Origin of the sequence: Nemorincola caseinilytica, from assembly GCF_039540515.1 — a bacterium.
GTDB classification, from domain to species: Bacteria; Bacteroidota; Bacteroidia; order Chitinophagales; family Chitinophagaceae; genus Nemorincola; species Nemorincola caseinilytica.
On sequence record NZ_BAABFA010000005.1, the window covers coordinates 325,359 to 341,670 of the forward strand.

At 49.8% G+C, this 16,312-nt stretch carries 18 protein-coding genes; 7 read left to right on the forward strand and 11 right to left on the reverse strand.

What is annotated here, in order from left to right; translation table 11 throughout:
* Window positions 1-59: 59 nt before the first annotated feature.
* Both ABD843_RS03655 and ABD843_RS03660 read left to right on the forward strand, forming a co-directional pair.
* A complete protein-coding gene (locus ABD843_RS03655; RefSeq protein WP_345078659.1) occupies window positions 60-1,910 on the forward strand; it encodes an SIR2 family NAD-dependent protein deacylase in 1,851 nt (616 codons plus the stop codon).
* A gap of 502 nt (window positions 1,911-2,412) precedes the next feature.
* Window positions 2,413-3,297, forward strand: a complete 885-nt coding sequence (locus ABD843_RS03660; protein WP_345078662.1) for a ParB N-terminal domain-containing protein — start codon at window positions 2,413-2,415, stop codon at window positions 3,295-3,297.
* A 42-nt stretch (window positions 3,298-3,339) separates the two neighbouring features.
* On the opposite strand, the gene ABD843_RS03665 is transcribed toward ABD843_RS03660, so the two are convergent.
* From ABD843_RS03665 to ABD843_RS03715, 11 genes are all read right to left on the reverse strand, one after another.
* Window positions 3,340-4,515, reverse strand: a complete 1,176-nt coding sequence (locus ABD843_RS03665; protein WP_345078665.1) for a type IV secretory system conjugative DNA transfer family protein — start codon at window positions 4,513-4,515, stop codon at window positions 3,340-3,342.
* A gap of 301 nt (window positions 4,516-4,816) precedes the next feature.
* Complete coding sequence (locus ABD843_RS03670; RefSeq protein WP_345078668.1) at window positions 4,817-6,244, reverse strand: UvrD-helicase domain-containing protein; 1,428 nt, start codon at window positions 6,242-6,244, stop codon at window positions 4,817-4,819.
* The gene (locus ABD843_RS03675) at window positions 6,234-7,958 is read right to left on the reverse strand and encodes an ATP-dependent nuclease (RefSeq protein WP_345078671.1); all 1,725 of its coding nucleotides are present in this window, start codon (window positions 7,956-7,958) and stop codon (window positions 6,234-6,236) included. The genes ABD843_RS03670 and ABD843_RS03675 overlap by 11 nt, the downstream gene beginning before the upstream one ends.
* 55 nt (window positions 7,959-8,013) lie before the next feature.
* Entirely contained in the window at window positions 8,014-8,232 is a 219-nt protein-coding gene (locus ABD843_RS03680; RefSeq protein ID WP_345078674.1) for a hypothetical protein, read from the reverse strand.
* A 27-nt stretch (window positions 8,233-8,259) separates the two neighbouring features.
* Window positions 8,260-8,481, reverse strand: coding sequence for a helix-turn-helix transcriptional regulator (locus tag ABD843_RS03685; protein ID WP_345078678.1), 222 nt, complete (start codon window positions 8,479-8,481; stop codon window positions 8,260-8,262).
* Between the two features lie 324 nt (window positions 8,482-8,805).
* Window positions 8,806-9,396: a hypothetical protein gene (locus ABD843_RS03690; protein WP_345078681.1), complete on the reverse strand. Its 591-nt coding sequence runs from the start codon at window positions 9,394-9,396 to the stop codon at window positions 8,806-8,808.
* Window positions 9,397-9,451: 55 nt separating this feature from the next.
* Window positions 9,452-9,691 carry a hypothetical protein gene (locus tag ABD843_RS03695; RefSeq protein ID WP_345078684.1) on the reverse strand — a complete coding sequence of 80 codons (240 nt, stop codon included), beginning with the start codon at window positions 9,689-9,691 and terminating at the stop codon, window positions 9,452-9,454.
* A 363-nt stretch (window positions 9,692-10,054) separates the two neighbouring features.
* A complete protein-coding gene (locus ABD843_RS03700; protein ID WP_345078688.1) occupies window positions 10,055-10,258 on the reverse strand; it encodes a hypothetical protein in 204 nt (67 codons plus the stop codon).
* A gap of 43 nt (window positions 10,259-10,301) precedes the next feature.
* Window positions 10,302-10,526: a helix-turn-helix transcriptional regulator gene (locus tag ABD843_RS03705; protein WP_345078690.1), complete on the reverse strand. Its 225-nt coding sequence runs from the start codon at window positions 10,524-10,526 to the stop codon at window positions 10,302-10,304.
* Window positions 10,527-10,602: 76 nt separating this feature from the next.
* The gene (locus tag ABD843_RS03710; protein ID WP_345078693.1) at window positions 10,603-12,333 is read right to left on the reverse strand and encodes a recombinase family protein; all 1,731 of its coding nucleotides are present in this window, start codon (window positions 12,331-12,333) and stop codon (window positions 10,603-10,605) included.
* 388 nt (window positions 12,334-12,721) lie between these two features.
* On the reverse strand, window positions 12,722-12,949 hold the full coding sequence (locus ABD843_RS03715; RefSeq protein ID WP_345078696.1) for a hypothetical protein: 228 nt from the start codon (window positions 12,947-12,949) through the stop codon (window positions 12,722-12,724).
* A 206-nt stretch (window positions 12,950-13,155) separates the two neighbouring features.
* On the opposite strand from ABD843_RS03715, the gene ABD843_RS03720 reads away from it, so the two are divergent.
* The 5 genes from ABD843_RS03720 (at window position 13,156) to ABD843_RS03740 (ending at window position 16,266) form a co-directional block, all read left to right on the forward strand.
* A complete protein-coding gene (locus tag ABD843_RS03720; RefSeq protein ID WP_345078699.1) occupies window positions 13,156-13,443 on the forward strand; it encodes a helix-turn-helix transcriptional regulator in 288 nt (95 codons plus the stop codon).
* A gap of 205 nt (window positions 13,444-13,648) precedes the next feature.
* On the forward strand, window positions 13,649-13,879 hold the full coding sequence (locus tag ABD843_RS03725; protein WP_345078703.1) for a hypothetical protein: 231 nt from the start codon (window positions 13,649-13,651) through the stop codon (window positions 13,877-13,879).
* Window positions 13,851-14,327 (forward strand): hypothetical protein, encoded by a 477-nt coding sequence (locus tag ABD843_RS03730; RefSeq protein ID WP_345078706.1) that lies wholly within the window; start codon window positions 13,851-13,853, stop codon window positions 14,325-14,327. The genes ABD843_RS03725 and ABD843_RS03730 overlap by 29 nt, the downstream gene beginning before the upstream one ends.
* Window positions 14,324-15,226, forward strand: coding sequence for a DNA cytosine methyltransferase (locus ABD843_RS03735; RefSeq protein WP_345078709.1), 903 nt, complete (start codon window positions 14,324-14,326; stop codon window positions 15,224-15,226). The genes ABD843_RS03730 and ABD843_RS03735 overlap by 4 nt, the downstream gene beginning before the upstream one ends.
* A gap of 143 nt (window positions 15,227-15,369) precedes the next feature.
* Window positions 15,370-16,266, forward strand: a complete 897-nt coding sequence (locus ABD843_RS03740; RefSeq protein ID WP_345078712.1) for an ArdC family protein — start codon at window positions 15,370-15,372, stop codon at window positions 16,264-16,266.
* Window positions 16,267-16,312: the final 46 nt, after the last annotated feature.

Below are 16,312 nucleotides of genomic sequence, written 5' to 3' on the forward strand. Positions count from 1 at the left end.
TTCCCCTTACCTTATGAAGTGTATTGTAATGATCGTACATTTAGAACTAGATTAATAATATGGGGATACCCAAAGAAGAATTGTTCCAACTTATCCGTTCGGAAAAGGTAATTCTCTGGTCTGGTGCTGGGCTATCGATATATGCTGGGTACCCTAGCGGAAAGAATCTTGGCAAAAAGATTGTCAAGTCATTACCCGCATGGCAAAGAACCGATATTTCTTCTGCGCAGGCGTTGGACGATTTATGTGAACAGTTTATACGAATCAGCGGAAACAACAGGAAGCCATTGCTTGATATTTTGACAAGAGTATTTTCTAAACAACCTAAGTCCATAGATCTCCATAAGAAGTTGTCGAAAGTTCCACATTTTAAAACATTGATTACCACGAATTACGATTCTCTATTTGAATTGGGGTACGAAAACAACATACAGGTTGTTGTCACACCGGCTGAACTGCCGGACATGACAAAGAAGCAACCACACTTATTCAAGATTCATGGTGACCTCAATCACAAAGAGAGCATTATTATTGCAAAGTCTGATTATGCCAGTTACTTCAACACATCTGTAGGCAACGTGTATTGGACAACCGTTACTGAGCGAATTGTAAACAATAATATCTTATTCATCGGATACGCTTTAGGAGACATAAATATCGACGCAATCATCAGTTCAGTATCCAAACAGCTTGGCGATAAGCAAAAGAAACACTTTTTGGTTGCTCCAGGGTTCAAGGATTACGAAATCGAAAGTTTGCTACTTAAGAACATTCATTACATCGATTCAACTGCGGAGAGATTTATTGAAGAACTCATTGCTAACCTCAAGCAAAATGTAGTAGGAGATTATCGCGCCGGTATCATTGAGCTCGATACGTTTAACAAGTTCCTTTCCCATCACGATTTGACGGTAGACTTTGCTGCCTCATTGTCGGGGCATACTATAAGCCGAATAGGGACCATTATCGGCAAAGCCGTACCGGGTATCTTGTCTATTTCTTCGGACGCAATCTCAGCAAAAGTTATAGAGAATCTAGCCATTGGCATGAATTTCGGGGCGCTTGAGTTGAATGATTCCAACGCACAGTTCGAAGTGTCATTCGCTGGGGTAAAGTTCTTTGATCAGAATGATTTGGCTTCGTTGATGCTTATCCCCCGGCCAAAAATTGAAACAACTTTCGATATAGACTTTGATAACGGTTTTGAGTTGCGGACGATTCCGGTGAAGCTATTTCATTCGCGGCATAGGATTTCTGTGGTCGCGCAATTTAGAAATAAGCAGATTAGAATCAATATGGGCGATGACCCGAATGAATTTCAATTCAGCGTGGAATATCCCAAGCCGTATGGAAACCCAAAGGACGAATTGGAGGCATTCAAATTGATGTTGCATCTAGCAGAAGGGGTCGCATTCACCGTATTTTTAAACGGGCGAGGACATCGGCTCAAGTTGCCTGCGAACGAAAAGATGTCCAGCACACTGAGGAAATATGTATCATATTTCGAGGCGCTTTTGGAAATAGAGAAAACGTATCAGCGAAAGTTCGATGCAGTAGATGAGATAACAGAGAACAAATTTCACATAATGTGCGTATTGCTTGAAAGCACAAAGAACGAGGAAATACACTTTGAAGCGAACGATAGTTTGGAAATAACTATGAGTGAATTCAATCCGAGCGCGTTTTTTGATTCCAATATGCCTGCTCCTGGTGAGATAAGTATTGTCTATACCGATTTTGTCGTAACCCTTTATGGACAAACCTTCAAGTTTAAAGAACGTACTTGGCGTTTATACGATCCGGAATTGGTAAGCTTGGAAATTTTAGACGACGGCTCACGCAAAGCAAAATTTAGAAGTCGATCCAACAAAGGTTCGGACAAGTATATTTTAGAGGGGGGACTTTGCTAGGATGTGGGGACGCTTTATTCAACGGATAATACACTAAATGATGTGCTGGCAGTGTCGTCATCATCAGCTTTAGATAAATTGAAAACCGTGGCAGATGAACAAAGTCATCCGGATTGAATACAGAGTAAAATCCTTAGTCAGTTCCTTAAAATACCGTATTCGCTTGCATCAAATTTCCTTTTTGAGTGCCGGAATGTTAGAAGATGTGCCTGTGCTACGTCACAGTAGAATCAATTACAACTACATAACTGAGTAACGGATTTTTGGAATAAGTGACGTAATTGCATAGAACATTGAGATGATAAATTTCAAAGTTCAGATTACGTTGCCCTTTGCAAGATTGCAAATCGCATGGCGATAGATGGTAATCTTCTCCATTTTGCGATTTGCAATCTTGCGGGGAGGCTTCCCCGTACCCCCTCATGCCTCTTATTTAGTTTAGAAATCGTTTAATTCATTGTGCTAGCGTGAGCGAAAATCGTTCACTAAAAAAGACACAAGAATGGAACTGGAAAACCAAGGATCACCCATTGCGGTTCATGCTGTTCGGCAATTGACGGCTACCATGCTCTCTTCAGAGGTGATCGTAGGCGTCAAGCTTAAGACATTTCTGGATAAAAATTGCACTTGCATATCGCCCCGACGGCATGCGCTCTATCGGACCAAAACTGAGGTAGAATTCCAACTGCTGAAGGAAAACAGGGACATCAACGAGGCGCATGTCCAGGCGCTCATGAACTCATTCGAACGGGACGGCTACCTGTTTACGGTCATCTACCTGAACGAAAGGCTGGAGATCATCGACGGGCAGCACCGCTACGAGGCGGCCCGCAGAAAGGGGCTGCCGCTCCATTTCATGATAATGCCGGGATGGGGAATGCGAGAGGTCACCATACTGAACGTGAATTCCCGCGACTGGACGATCACGGACTTCATGGAGACCCATGCCAAGGCAGGCAATCCGAACTACGTCCGCTTCAGGGAATTCTACCTCGCGCACGACTTCGACGTGACCACATGCCAATTGCTCGTCACGGGCCGCAGGAGCGGAAGGCATGCGTCCACCGACGAGTTCCGGAAAGGGCTCATGCAGGTGGATGAGCAACAAGTGACCGAGGCATACTTAAAGGCTAAGAAAATGGCAAGCATGCAGCCCTACCATCCGAACGGGTGGAAGTCGCGCAATTTCGTCGAGGCGATGCTGATATTGCTAGGCACCAAGGGATATGACCATGAGCACTTGGTCCTGAAATTCAAGACCTATCCTGACATCCTTCTCGCCGGCGCGAAATCGCTTAGGATAGAGGAATACCTGAGGATATTCATGGACAAGTACAATTTCAGAAGAATGAAAGACAAGCTGGAGTTACCACGAAAACATCTTTAATTGCATTGCCCGCTGAATGAAGCGGGCAATTGTCTTTTATGCTTATTGATCCTGTTTGAGTGTGTCGGCACTGAACGGCTGTGATGTCGCTCCATCGATCGCCAGCTTAAGGTACATCGAAAAACGAGGCAGGTGCACGAGGTCCACCTGGTCGAATATTGGGAAGAATTCCCTTGCAAGTTCTTCCGCGTCCTTGCTCCCGACACGGAAACTGATGAGCGTACCCACGTTTCCAAGTATGGCGGATCGGATCTTGTCGTTCAGCTGGTCCAAAAACTGGTTCGCCATGAATATACCCAGACCATATTTTCGGGCTTCCGAAAGCAAGTCTGCAAAGCTCTGCGTGACGAAGGACTGCGATTCGTCGATATACAGGAAGAACGGAATCCTTCGGGACTCGGCGATTCTGGCGCGATACATGGCAGACATTTGCAAGAATGTGACCACCATGCTGCCAATGATCATGCTGGCCTCTTCCCCGAGCATTCCCTTGCTGAAATTGCATATCAGGACTTTGCTCCCGTCCATGACCTGCTGCATGCTCAATCCCCTTTCCTTTCGTCCCACGGTGAGCATGAGCGGACGGCTTGTGCGGAATACGCTCGTCTTGTTGAGGATGGGAGAGATGGCTTCGGCCCGCTGGGAAGGCGTAAGCTTTTCGAACTCATCGCGCCAGAAAGCTTGGGTAAATTCGTTTTTCACTTTCAGCAACACCTCATGTCGGAAATTGGGCTTGGTAAGCAATGGTTGAATGTCGAGTAGGGTGGCATCAGGATATTCAAGCAAGGCGAGAAATACGAATCTTAGAATGTTTTCCATGCGCGGGCCCCAGGAAATTTCTCCCCAGACCTTCTTGAACACCGATACCAGACCGGAAGCCACCAAATGGTGGTGTTGAGGGCTCACGCCATGCAATGGATTGAACGCTGTCGGGTTCGAGGTATTGGCAGGCGCGAAATATATCAGATCCTTTTTTCGATGCAATGGGATCTTGCCTAGCAGTGTTTGAGCTGCATCGCCATGAGGATCCAATACGGCCAGCCCCTTGCCCTTGCAAATATCGGACATGGCCATATTCACGAGCAGGGTGCTTTTGCCCACTCCGGTTTTACCGATACAGAAGATATGTGCCAGTCGGTCTTGATCCTTGATCCCAAACTTCAGATTTGTATTGCGGTAGTTGGTTGTGCCGATAAGTGTAAGGTCCCATGCTTCCATAAATGAAGCATAGTATTTTGAGGTAATGGATGAAGACCCTAGAAATATACTTTAACGTACACGCTTTCTATTATAGGGTGGTATATTGATCTCTAACTCAAATGGGATGCGGACGTCACATTGTCGTGTTGTGTCTTGACCGTTCCGATACTAAGTGACATTGTTATTTATAACAAATTTGATTGGTAATAAAGAGGTTTTGGGTGCCATGTTTCGTGCGGGCATTAGCCAACCTGCTTTTTATACCACATAAGGGGCTAGTTGCTCCAATGAGGGCGTCGACGGTTCGGGTTAACAGGAATTATCCTTTCAGTTTATACGGCGAAATTATAGGCGTGCTCGAGAATATTATGAGCCTTTTCTTCGCGCGGCTGATAGCAACGTATAAGTTCTTGGGGCAGGTAAATTTTTGCGCGTTCAAAATAACCACGGTATCAAATTCCAAACCCTTGGTAAGAAGAGTGGTGCCGAAGCTTCTCCCTTCGGCCTTTCTGCCGATCCGCCGCATCTTGTTCCTCCACGCCACCATGGACTCATACGCTGACAACGAGCCGTGATGGGCGTTCTCAAGAGCACCGACCAAAGAATGGAAGAGCTCGTACCTGTAGCAAACCACCTTAGGCAAACGGCGCAGCATCCTCAGAACCGTTGCCAAATCGAGAAAGCTCATGCTTCTAGCGAAACGCTCTGCCGCCGCCCGAACTGGAGCTATCGCTTTCTGTTCGGCCTCTTGGGATTTGCGTATGAATCCCCTTTCATTTAGCCAAGTCTTCAGCGCCGTCGAATTGAACAGCGCATATGCTAACCTGCTGACGCATTTCAAGGCATCCTCGGGCTTGCATGCGTCGACCTCTCTCGCAAGAGCGTAGAAATCGGGATCGTCGACTGACTCAAGAAGCCGAAAAGCGTTATTGAAAAGGCTTGTGATTTTTTTGCGCGGAGCCAGCCCGAAATTGTCAGGATGGATCAGCAGGACGCCGTTCAAATTTCGCATCGCCCCCAACTTTTTGTAGTAGTCGGACCGCATGTCATACACCTCGATTTCCTTATGCACATGCAATTCAATGCTCTCGTGTTTCGAGAAGTCTATCTGCTCTCCTCTCTCGAGGCTTCCGCGTACCGCCTTGATGTCTTCGCCGAGCTTCGCGTTTGAGGCTTCCCACCTCTTCGGCTGATCCAAGGTATACCGGTTCTCCAAGAAGCCTCCCAGATGCGAAGGATCCGTCAAGTCGACGAGGTCGTCATTGAAGTCGAAAATGCCCTGCATGTGGTCGCCAAGAATGCGGGTCGGCAAGATCCCGCACAGTTGGGTGACCAACTCATGCTGGGACAAGGTGCAATCTTGGTATTCGTCGACGAAAAGGCCAGCATAAGTGCTTTTCAATATTCCCCGGATCGGCTGCATCGCAAACAGCTCGATGGCTTTCCTGATGATGAAGGGATGGTATGCCTTCGCGTCGTCCTGGCTCGGGATCTCGTCAGCCCGGCAGAAAGCAAGCACGTATTTTTGCGTGAAGCCACTTATGGTCTCGATGGAAAACTTCGACGCCGGGACCTTTTCCTTCCTTATCTTTTCGTTTATCGACGCGATGCCGGCATGAGTATGGGTCAACACCAATTGCCTGCCATCGGACACTCTCAGGCACTCGATTATGGTATGCGTTTTCCCGTAGCCCGCAGGGGCTATCAGCATGCTCTTGTCCTTCGATATGAATTCCCTATAATCCATTGCCATCGATGAATACGGACAGCGCATTTAGCTGCGAGAATAGCTTGCTGGCCTTTGCCGTCGCTATATGCTTGAGGACAATGTCGCCCAATATCTGGCCTCCTGCCACCGACTTGAACCAGCTTCCAGCACTTGCCGCCTTCCCTATGGGTTCCCTAAGATCCTGGTACTCCTTAGTTTTGAAATCCGAAGGGATTTCTTTCGCGTACTTTTGGCGCACGGCCTCAAGCAGGCGGGGTTCGGCTTCGGCCTCGCTTATGCCTTTCTGCCCGGCCTTGAGTCGGACTGCGCTTCCGAAGAGCTCAATTATGCCGAGCCAAGGCAATTCCTTTGCGATTGCAACTTCCAGACAATCGCCCACCTCCCAATCGACAATTTGCACTCCGCCGCTCGCAAGCTCTTCTTTTTTCTTAGCGGGAATTGGATTAGTCTTTTCCAAGTCGGAATCGCAGAATAGCAAGGTGTAGAATCCTGCCTTGCTCAAGCCAGAAGAATACTGAAAAGCGCTGTCCCCGGCTCCGTCAGCCAGCCTGACTCCGCAGACGGCTGCGCTTTTCTGGCCAATCGATTGCTTGTGCCTGTTCAAGACCCTGCAAAAGCCGACCTCCGTAGCGCCTTCGCAGACGATGACTTTCTTCGCGAAAAACGCTTCGGGATTCTTGCGCAGCAATCCTTGCACAGACGCGGTCAGCGCCGTCGTGCTTTGCTTGCTCGGCGCGACAACGTGCAAATCCTTAGCGTCAAGCTCCACTACCACGTCCCGAGAATGCGTGGTGAGGAAAACCTGCCCGCCCGCAAGAGACTTCAACACAGCGGCCAGATGCTGAACCCTGTCCGGCTCCAGCCCTTGCTCGATCTCGTCGATGAGTATTATTCCTCCGGTATTCACCAACGCAAGCTGGATTGCGATTGATATGAGCCGCTTCGATCCTTTACCCTTGAGTCGGAACGGCACCTTGTCGGCATGCAGAGACAGACGGCCTTCCCGCATCATCATGTCCTTGAAATCAATCGTATTTACTGCGTTGTCTATGTCAATGCCGATCTGTGCGGCCGATTCCTTCACCTTCTTTACGACCTCCGCGAGTTCAGGGAAAGGATGCTTGTCTATTATCCGCTTCGCGCCTCTCAACGCGCCAATCACGACATCCTCGTCCGAATCGTCCTGAGCCCCGTCAGCCTCCTGCTTGAGTAGTGAGTACAATGGGTTCCCTCTATTCCAGGAAAAATGCTTGTCGGTGTGATCGGAAACCAGAAAGCAATTCAACAGCGACCTGTCGTTGCCGGAAATGGTCCTCGGCTCTTGGCGTCCGTTGACCACGCACCAAGACGGCTCCAGGTCCTTTTTGACTGTCAGCCTAATCGTAAGCACCGATTCATGTGAATCCTCCAGCTGGTCGCTGATCGTAAAATCGGCAATGCTTAGACCCCTGATATATAGACCGAATTTGTCCTCCTGCAGCAGACGGCTGGGAAGATCCATCAGGGTGACCTCTATTTCAATCGCTTGATCCGTATCGCAATTCGTGAAATCGCTGTCGTGGAAGGTCATGTTCCACTGCGGCGACAGCACGCAATGGATCGCTTCAAGTATGGTCGACTTGCCCGAATCGCCCCTGCCGATCAGGCAGACGAGCGGCTTCCCGGAAAACACCTCCTCGAAATTGCGTATCCCCCTGTAGTTCCTTATCGAAAGGCTATGAATCTTAGCCATGGCTTTGATTTATCTAAACAATGTACAATTTCGGCTTAAAGTTTTTATAAACCAACTATTCCGGATTTCCATCGCTCTCCTTCGTCGCGTCCAGCGCCTCCTGCCCGTAGAGCCTCGAAATGACTTCGCCAGTCTTCAAATCAATATGCAAGTAGAAAGGGACCGACTCGCCGTCGGCCTTTATCTTCTCCAGATCTTTGGGCAGCCAGCGTAGGAATTCTTCGGCAGCCGCCTTCATCCGCTCGCCCGAGGGCGCACGCCTCTTCCTTGCCATGCCCCGATTATACCCAGCGGGCAGCGATCAGTCTGCCTCCTCCTCGGGGATATCGGGATACAGATCTTCAACTGGGGTTCCGAGCAACTTGGCCAGCCTCAGCGCGTTCGGCAGGCTGGGATAGGTCTTTCCCGCTTCCCAGCGGGAAATGCGGTCTGAGCTGCGGAAGCCGAGATGCGCAGCCACGTCTATCTGGGCCAAGTACTTTTTCTTGCGGCAATCGCGCAGCTTATTGGGTATGGTCTTCATGGGTTGAGTGTATGGTTTAGGAATTGCGGTGATAAGACAGGAACTATATCCTTTTGCGGATACGCGAAGAGCCCTGGCGTTAGGGTTCGCCATTGTTGATGATCACGCATTTCTTTTGGCGGTCGCGGAAGCCTCGGCCTTTCCTTTTGCTTCTCGGGGGAGGCGGGAGAGGAACCCTCAGCTCGAACGGGATGCTGCCGTCGCTCCTGACAAAATCTTGTCCGGTTGAGCGCCGACTGTCCCGATACTAAGTGACATTGTTATTTATGATAAAATAATTGCTAATAAAGGATATTTTAAAACTGAAAATCATGCGGGCACTTTTTATACCACAAAAGATGGTCGGGGGATAATTAAAGCTTTTGTCGCGGTATCTCCGTGCGCAACCAAATTCTGCATATTCCAGAGCAGAAAACGAATGTACTGCTTCTCGTCGGGAGAAACCTCACTTGTCAGAAGCTTCCGCACGTTTTGGTAAAAATATTTTCTCGCGTCGCTACACGCTTCCCGCACGGTATGTCCTTTCGCGAGAGACAGTACCACGTGATTGGCAGGTCCAAGGAACATCTCAGCGGTTTTGTCTTCCTCGGGATGCCTAATTTTCTCTTTCGAAATGAAAAAGATGAATTCATTCTCATAACCAATATAAGCCCTAGTACCACGCTCCACCGCTTTCGGCCCGAGTGTTTTGCCGGAAGAGCACGAAAGAGCGTATGTTATTGAATTCGCCAGCAACTGCTCGTTATCATTGGCTTTGATCAAAATTTCCTGGTTGTGCCCCGTCACGCAATCGCTATTGCCGTGGCCATTCAAGAAAACCAGTTCGGGCGAATGCTTTTTAAGCATGCTTTCCGTCTCTTTTCTGTTTGCCCGCTCGTTGAAAAGAGGAAAAACATGAAAGCCCTTTGCCTTCATTCTTTCGATTGTCATCTCGGCCCAAGCGGAAATAAATCTTGTCGTAGGATCAGAACTAGGACAAGTCACCAATACTTTTTGGTTCGGCATAGAAGACGCCCTCTTTCATCAACCTTAAATAATTCATCTCGACTTCGATCATCTTCTTTCCGATCTCATCAGCGTCTCGGACATGCTGAATGATGTCGTCCTTCGTAAACTCGCCGTATGCACCAATCGAAATGTCCTTGTCCTCAGGCAGATACTGCAAGCGGGCAATGACAAGATCAATGATGTCCCTATCTATGGTTTCCATGGCTTAGATAATTTTAAGGTCGGAAAGCTTGCCCACTATCTGGTTTCCCAGCTCTGTCTCATGACTGATTTCCAAATATGCTACGTTCCAAGTCACAGGCCCTCTGTCGGGAAGTACGAGAACAATTTCGTCGCGGAGATTAATGGGCAAGTTTGCGTATACTTTGAAGAACTTGTCTTTAGGTATCTTGTCCATGAGGTAGTTACGGATGAATTATACCAGCATTCGGGGCCACAATTAATACGAACGCTGGTGGGGAAAACGTGTGACGCACTTTACCATATTTAGGCAAAATAATCAAGCCTTGCCGCATCTACAGCATGCCCTATTTTGGTTTACATTGATGGACTATGTCTAACCATCTTAGGCCTCCTTCATTGCATCCAATGCCTCCTGTCCGAACAGCAGAGATGTCAATTCCCCGGTCTTCGCATCGATGTGCATGTAAAAAGGAATCGATTCCCCTTCTGCCCGCGCTTGCGCCAAGCCCTTCGGCAGCCATCGGAAAAATTCCTCGACGGTAGCTTTCATCCGCTCGTCAGAAATCGCGTTTTGTTTGTTTCTCATACCCCAATTTTGCCGCCCATAGGTCATGGCCGCAAGCGTGCATCTAGTCCGGACGCTCGTCTGCCGGAACGTCCGGGTACAACTCCTCAATTGGGGCTCCGAGCAGGTTGGCCAGCCTCAGGGCGTTCGGGAGGCTGGGATACGTCTTCCCCGCTTCCCAGCGGGATATGCGGTCGGAGCTGCGGAAACCGAGACGGGCCGCGATGTCTATCTGTGCCAGATACTTCTTCTGGCGGTGCTCTCGCAGGGTGTTGGGTATGGTCTTCATGGGTTGAGTGTATGGGTTAGCGCACGGCATGGTAAGCAGGGGGAAATATCCCTCGGGGAATACGCGAAAAACCGAATCACGGATCGCGATTCTTGGTGAGCCCGTTTTTCTTTTCGGGCGCGGAAGGGCCCGTTCTTCCTGCAGGTGGAAGGGCTATTGTTAGCTCGAACGGAAAGCCGCCGCTGCTCCTGACAAAATCTTGCCTGGTTGCGCTTTGACCACTCCCATTGCTAGTGAACAACTCGACATTTTGTGATATTGGTATAAATCCTTTAAGCTTAAGTTCGTTTCGTGTGCCAATTACCTTCTCGATAACGTTCAAAACTATATCACGTTTCGCTTCAAAATCAATATTTAATAGGGTTTGACGGGCGGCTTCTGCAAAGTTCTCTATCTCTATGGCGTTTGCTGGAAGGGATTTTTCTACTTCCGAGACTTGTTCATGCAAGGCCGTAAGTTGCAAGTGAATTGTGTCGGTTTTGGTCTTAATTGACTGCACATGCTGTTTCAGGCTTTCTATCGGGAACAACCCCTCTGCATATGCGGCGTAGATCCTCGCTTCCTGAGACTTCAGCTTTGCAAGCTCCTTTTCGTACAATTGCAGATCGTTTGAGGCGTGTGTATCTGCATGCTTTGTTTTCGTGATCCAACGCTTCACATGTTGAGAAATGAGAACTGGCGATGTCATCAACTTGACTATTTGCCCCCATACAATTGTATCGGCTACTTCTACGCTTATTCCGGCCTCGGAACACATAGGTGGTAAAGGGTAACAAGCAACCCTGTCTTCGCAGCGGTAATATTTGTATTTCCCATTTTTTACGCCCTCACCGCATCTTCTTTTGCCGCAGATACACCAGATCTTATTGATCAACAGGTACTTGTTTTTCCTATTCCTTCTGGCGAGGGCAAAATTGGCTTTAATAGTGTCTTGAGCCTTGTCAAACAGTTCTCTTTCAACGATAGCGGGTACGGAAATAGTAAGCCACTCGTTCTTTGGGCGGATCTTGCGACTTGTCTTTTTCATCCTTCGATATTTCTCGACTTTGAGTGGATTTTCCGGGACAACTGCGTATGACTTGCCATAATGCGCTTCGCCAACGTAAGCGGTATGCTTCAGTAGCGTACTTAGGGTGCTAGTACTCCAAACTCCTCTCGTACTTTTTCTCGGAGGTATGTTCAGATCTTTCAGACGCTTAGCCACCTTCCTGAGCGTGAACTTCTCCTCAGCTACCCATTGGAATATCCCCCTTACTATGTCCGCCTCGTATTCGTTTATCACATAATAACCGTGTTTCCCGTTCTCCTTTGGTATGTAGTTGTATCCATACTTAGGCACGGTGACAAGAATATTGCCGTCTCTTACCTTACGCAATTTGCCGATCCTGAACCTCTCGGAAATTTTAGCACGCTCATATTCCGCGAATAAGCCCCTGACTCCGTGGAGGATCTTCTCTTCGCTGTTCTTCGGCGCTGAGACTGTCACGAACAGAACCTCGATGCCCGTTTCCCGCAATTCGTCTAGCACCAGTTCTTGGTATGAATATCTACGAGCCAAGCGGTCCGGATCATAGATCAATACAGCCTGCCAAGGCTTCTTTTTCGCGTCCTGCCGTAATTGGTCGAGTGCCGGTCGAGCAAGCATATCTCCGCTCCATCCGTCATCTAAATACTCTGCAATGATGGATATTCCCTTTTCAGTCGCAAAGCCTTTTAGTGACAGTGTCTGGTTCTGAATTGTTTGCTCATCCTCTTGTTTTATTGTTGATACTCGCGCATATATCGCTGCGGTCTTGATCGTTTCCATGTGATACTTCTCCTCGTCGTTTTTTTATGACCTCTTGAAATAGTATGTCGAAACCTCTGTCTAATCTTGTTGTTCCTTCCAATGGCTCATAGACCAAAAAAGGAGAGCGGTTACCGGCATTGTTGCAACACAAGTGCCTCCGCTCCCCTTTATTGGTTTCAAGACCTCTATCGCCGGTATTTGAATGGCACTTGTGTTGCCCCTCCATTCTATCATTCTCTCAAGCGAATGTTAAGGCGGAAATGGAGGCGAAACATGCGCAATGATATATACACAAGGCTTTTTCGGCTTTTTGCCCTTCTTTGGTAGCTAACCAATTGTTCGCCTTACCGCCCGGACATTTAGCTGATCTCTAAGAGGCGGTCACGAATGCAAAGGGAATGTCCTATTACTCGTTCGCATATAGAAGATCAAGTTCCTTCAACGCTTGCAATAAGAAAAAATGATTCTGTTTTTTGAGTTCCCGCGCTACCTGCTTGGACACCATTTGGGTAACATTTTTCTTGACTTCATCTTTGTATTCGTTCCAGCAGCGTTCAAGCTGGAAGCCGTATTCGGCACCCAATTTTTCCCATAGATAGTTGTCAAACGCAACCAGTTCGTCAAGAGTTCTCATGCGACCGAGTATACCCATTGGATATTTTCATTTCAATACGCAGTTTCAAAAAACGTTCATGTTCTTCTTAGGGTTTCGTTATCACCTTATGGTAGCGAAAGGATAGCTGCCTCAGGAATTGAGCCTGTCTCCTTTATCTCCGCGTATGCTAGGACGGATATTTTTCCTGTCCTGTTTTTCGCCGTCAGTTCTTCTACAGTCAAAGCATGGGAACCCCAATAGTGGCATACCGCCTGAAAAAGCTGAGAAAGATGCACCGCTTGAAGCAGCGGGACGCGGCAAAGCTGCTGGGGGTGAGTCCGGTTCAGCTCATGCTTTGGGAGCAAGGCAAGCGCATGCCGATCGGGAAAAACCTGTACAAGCTCGGCGCATTGTATCACGCCCTGAACGAGGACATCTATTTCGAACTCCGGCAAGAAGCCGTGGCCGAGGTAGCGGAGAACATGAGCAAATACGGCGAGGGTATCGGGGGCATACATATTCGGTCACCGTAACCAACAGTCCGTTTTCGTATTCAGTTCCAGCAAGCTGCTTTTTCATGATGAGTGCAAAAAGCGCCTGTTCTCTGTTCCCTTTTTCTGTATCGCTCGCCATACCGCTCATCGATTTATTTATGAATAAATAACGCTCAACGATCGAGCAGGAAAAGTGGAAAACTCCAGTCGGTTATTATCAAAAATATCCATTCACGCATACGCTATGCAAACCAAAGAAGAACGCCTGGCCCTCGAGCTGGCAGACGCACTCAATGACATGGAAGCCTTGCCCCTGTACACGGCCTTCGCGCAGAAGTATTCCGAAGCGCATCTTCGCAAGCTGTTGCAGCGCGTCCTTTCCATCCCGGAATCGCAGATACGCAAGACGCGCGGCGCATTATTCACCTATCTCGTCGGTCAGAACTATGGCAACAGGAACGGTTCTCGGGATTAGCCCCGGCACGCGGGCTCTGGGCCTTTCCGTCATCCGGCAGGGAGAACTCGTCGATTGGAGAGTAAGGTCGTTCAATGGCGCGTGGTCACAGCAAAAGCACGACAGGATACTTTCGGCCATAACCAGATTCCAAAAGGAATACTCGGCCGACGTGGTCGCGATAAAGCAGATAGACCTGCTTCGAAGCTCGCCTGAGTTGCGCTCGCTAGCCATGTCGATCGCCCGGCAAGCTAAACGCAGGTCGTGCAAGGTGGTTATCCGTTCCCTCGATGATCTGGACTACGAAAGGCGGACGGCGAAAAGGAAGTCCCTGACCAAGGAGGTGGCCCGCAAGTATCCCGAGATGTACGAGGAATACCGGCGGGAGCAGGCGAACAGGACGGAATATTACACGCGCATGTTCGAGGCCGTGGCCATCGCCGACTACGGCGACGATGAGCCGTCATGAGGCATGCAAGCCTGTTTTCAGGAGGCGGAGGGTTCGATCTCGCGGCCGAACTGATGGGGTGGGAGACCGTTCTCCAGTCCGAGATAGACCCGTTCTGCAACAAGGTGCTCGCTCATTACTGGCCTCATGCCGAGAACGTCGGCGACATAAGACTATTTGATGCGAAACGCTACCAAGGAAAGATCGACGTGCTCACGGGCGGCTTTCCCTGCCAGCCGTTCAGCCTCGCGGGAAAGCGCAAGGGCACGGCAGATCCTCGCCATCTCTGGCCGGAGATGCTCCGAGTTGTTGGAGAGATCAGGCCGCGCTGGGTCGTTGGCGAGAACGTTTACGGCATCCTTAATTGGAATGGGGGGATGGTATTCGAGCAGGTGCACGCTGACCTGGAAGCCCTTGGATACGAAGTGCGGGCGTTCGTGCTTCCAGCTTGCGGCGTCGGCGCTCCGCACCGAAGGTACAGGGTCTGGTTCGTCGCACGGAACAGAAACGCGGCTCATTCCGACGCCTACCGCAATGGACTGCACAGGGGCTACGGCGAAGATGAAAAGCTCGCAGGTGAAGCCGGGAAGCATGCACAGCGTCACCCTCAGCAGGTGGGCCGCCATGTTCCCGACCGTCACAGCGAGGGACTGGAAAGGCGCGCGCAAGCCGGAAACGCTGGCTCGGAATGGGCGAAGCTCATCGAACAGTTTGCCAGACGCTGCCAGAGAGGCTACTGGCGAGACTGGCCTTCTCGATCCCCGGTTCGTAGAGGAGATGATGGGCTTCCCGGAAGGCTGGACGGAATTACCCTTCCGAAGTGGCGCAGGGAAGCCATACGGATGTACGGGAACGCCGTAGTTCCGCAACTCGCATTGCAGATCTTCAAGGCCATAGAAGCAGCAGAAAATAGCGGATAAGGTCGACGGTGAGGTCCCGCACAGGGATCTTTACCGTATTCTGTGGATATGCGGCAACGGATAGTTTCCCTCCCTTATTGCCCGGCGCCATGCCATGTACACTTCCAGTGACATAGATTCCTTAACAACAAAAAAACAAGCAAATGGAGACAGCAACAGCAAACGAAGCGAAGACCCGCCCCGACGTGTATGCGCTCGTAACAGACAAGATCATCGAGCGGCTCAATGCCGGCACAGTTCCGTGGCGAAAGCCATGGAAGGACGCTGGAATGCCGAGGAACCTCATCTCGGGAAAGCCTTATCGGGGCATAAATTCCCTGCTCCTGGGCATGGAGGGGTACGAGCACAACCTGTTCCTCTCGTTCGACCAGGTCAAAAAGATAGGAGGCAAGGTAAGGCGGGGTTCCAAGGGCCACTCGATAGTGTATTGGAATGTCCCCCCCGAGAAGCAGGAGGACGAACGGACAGAGGCCACGGAGGAAGGAAAGAAAAGCCACCCATCCTTGTGGTACTATACCGTCTTCAACGTGTCGCAATGCGACAACCTGCCCGAACGCTATTTGCCAGCTGGGCGGCAGCCTGATCGCATTCCCGCGGCGGATGCCATTATCCGGAATATGCCGAAGTGCCCACGCGTCCGGCATAAGGAGCAGCGTGCTTACTACCATGTCATCGAGGACTACGTCAACATGCCCAAGCGCCGCTCGTTCAGGACGGAAGCTGGGTATTATAGCACTCTGTTCCACGAGCTCGTCCATTCCACGGGCCACGACAGCCGCCTGGCAAGGGATGGGGTGGTGGAGATGAGCGAGTTCGGCGACGAGATGTACTCGAAGGAAGAGCTGGTAGCCGAGATAGGCACCTGTTACCTGCTCGCGCTGGCGAACATAGAGGGGGAATTTGCGAACAGCGCGGCGTACATACAAGGGTGGCTCGGCAAGCTGCGGAACGACAAGCGCCTCATCGTCAAAGCCGCGGGACAGGCTCAGAAAGCGGTCGACTACATCCTCAATGCACGGTCAGAAAAGGACGAGGCATAGGCGCTCGTCGCGGGATCGATCATAAAGCTGCCAAAACCATTGGCAG

Coding starts and splice junctions, on each gene's coding strand:
- ABD843_RS03655 (WP_345078659.1), top strand. CDS start 60: ATGGGGATACCCAAAGAAGAATTGTTCCAACTTATCCGTTCGGAAAAG.
- ABD843_RS03660 (WP_345078662.1), top strand. CDS start 2,413: ATGGAACTGGAAAACCAAGGATCACCCATTGCGGTTCATGCTGTTCGG.
- ABD843_RS03665 (WP_345078665.1), bottom strand. CDS start 4,515: ATGGAAGCATGGGACCTTACACTTATCGGCACAACCAACTACCGCAAT.
- ABD843_RS03670 (WP_345078668.1), bottom strand. CDS start 6,244: ATGGATTATAGGGAATTCATATCGAAGGACAAGAGCATGCTGATAGCC.
- ABD843_RS03675 (WP_345078671.1), bottom strand. CDS start 7,958: ATGGCTAAGATTCATAGCCTTTCGATAAGGAACTACAGGGGGATACGC.
- ABD843_RS03680 (WP_345078674.1), bottom strand. CDS start 8,232: ATGGCAAGGAAGAGGCGTGCGCCCTCGGGCGAGCGGATGAAGGCGGCT.
- ABD843_RS03685 (WP_345078678.1), bottom strand. CDS start 8,481: ATGAAGACCATACCCAATAAGCTGCGCGATTGCCGCAAGAAAAAGTAC.
- ABD843_RS03690 (WP_345078681.1), bottom strand. CDS start 9,396: ATGAAGGCAAAGGGCTTTCATGTTTTTCCTCTTTTCAACGAGCGGGCA.
- ABD843_RS03695 (WP_345078684.1), bottom strand. CDS start 9,691: ATGGAAACCATAGATAGGGACATCATTGATCTTGTCATTGCCCGCTTG.
- ABD843_RS03700 (WP_345078688.1), bottom strand. CDS start 10,258: ATGAGAAACAAACAAAACGCGATTTCTGACGAGCGGATGAAAGCTACC.
- ABD843_RS03705 (WP_345078690.1), bottom strand. CDS start 10,526: ATGAAGACCATACCCAACACCCTGCGAGAGCACCGCCAGAAGAAGTAT.
- ABD843_RS03710 (WP_345078693.1), bottom strand. CDS start 12,333: ATGGAAACGATCAAGACCGCAGCGATATATGCGCGAGTATCAACAATA.
- ABD843_RS03715 (WP_345078696.1), bottom strand. CDS start 12,949: ATGAGAACTCTTGACGAACTGGTTGCGTTTGACAACTATCTATGGGAA.
- ABD843_RS03720 (WP_345078699.1), top strand. CDS start 13,156: ATGGGAACCCCAATAGTGGCATACCGCCTGAAAAAGCTGAGAAAGATG.
- ABD843_RS03725 (WP_345078703.1), top strand. CDS start 13,649: ATGCAAACCAAAGAAGAACGCCTGGCCCTCGAGCTGGCAGACGCACTC.
- ABD843_RS03730 (WP_345078706.1), top strand. CDS start 13,851: ATGGCAACAGGAACGGTTCTCGGGATTAGCCCCGGCACGCGGGCTCTG.
- ABD843_RS03735 (WP_345078709.1), top strand. CDS start 14,324: ATGAGGCATGCAAGCCTGTTTTCAGGAGGCGGAGGGTTCGATCTCGCG.
- ABD843_RS03740 (WP_345078712.1), top strand. CDS start 15,370: ATGGAGACAGCAACAGCAAACGAAGCGAAGACCCGCCCCGACGTGTAT.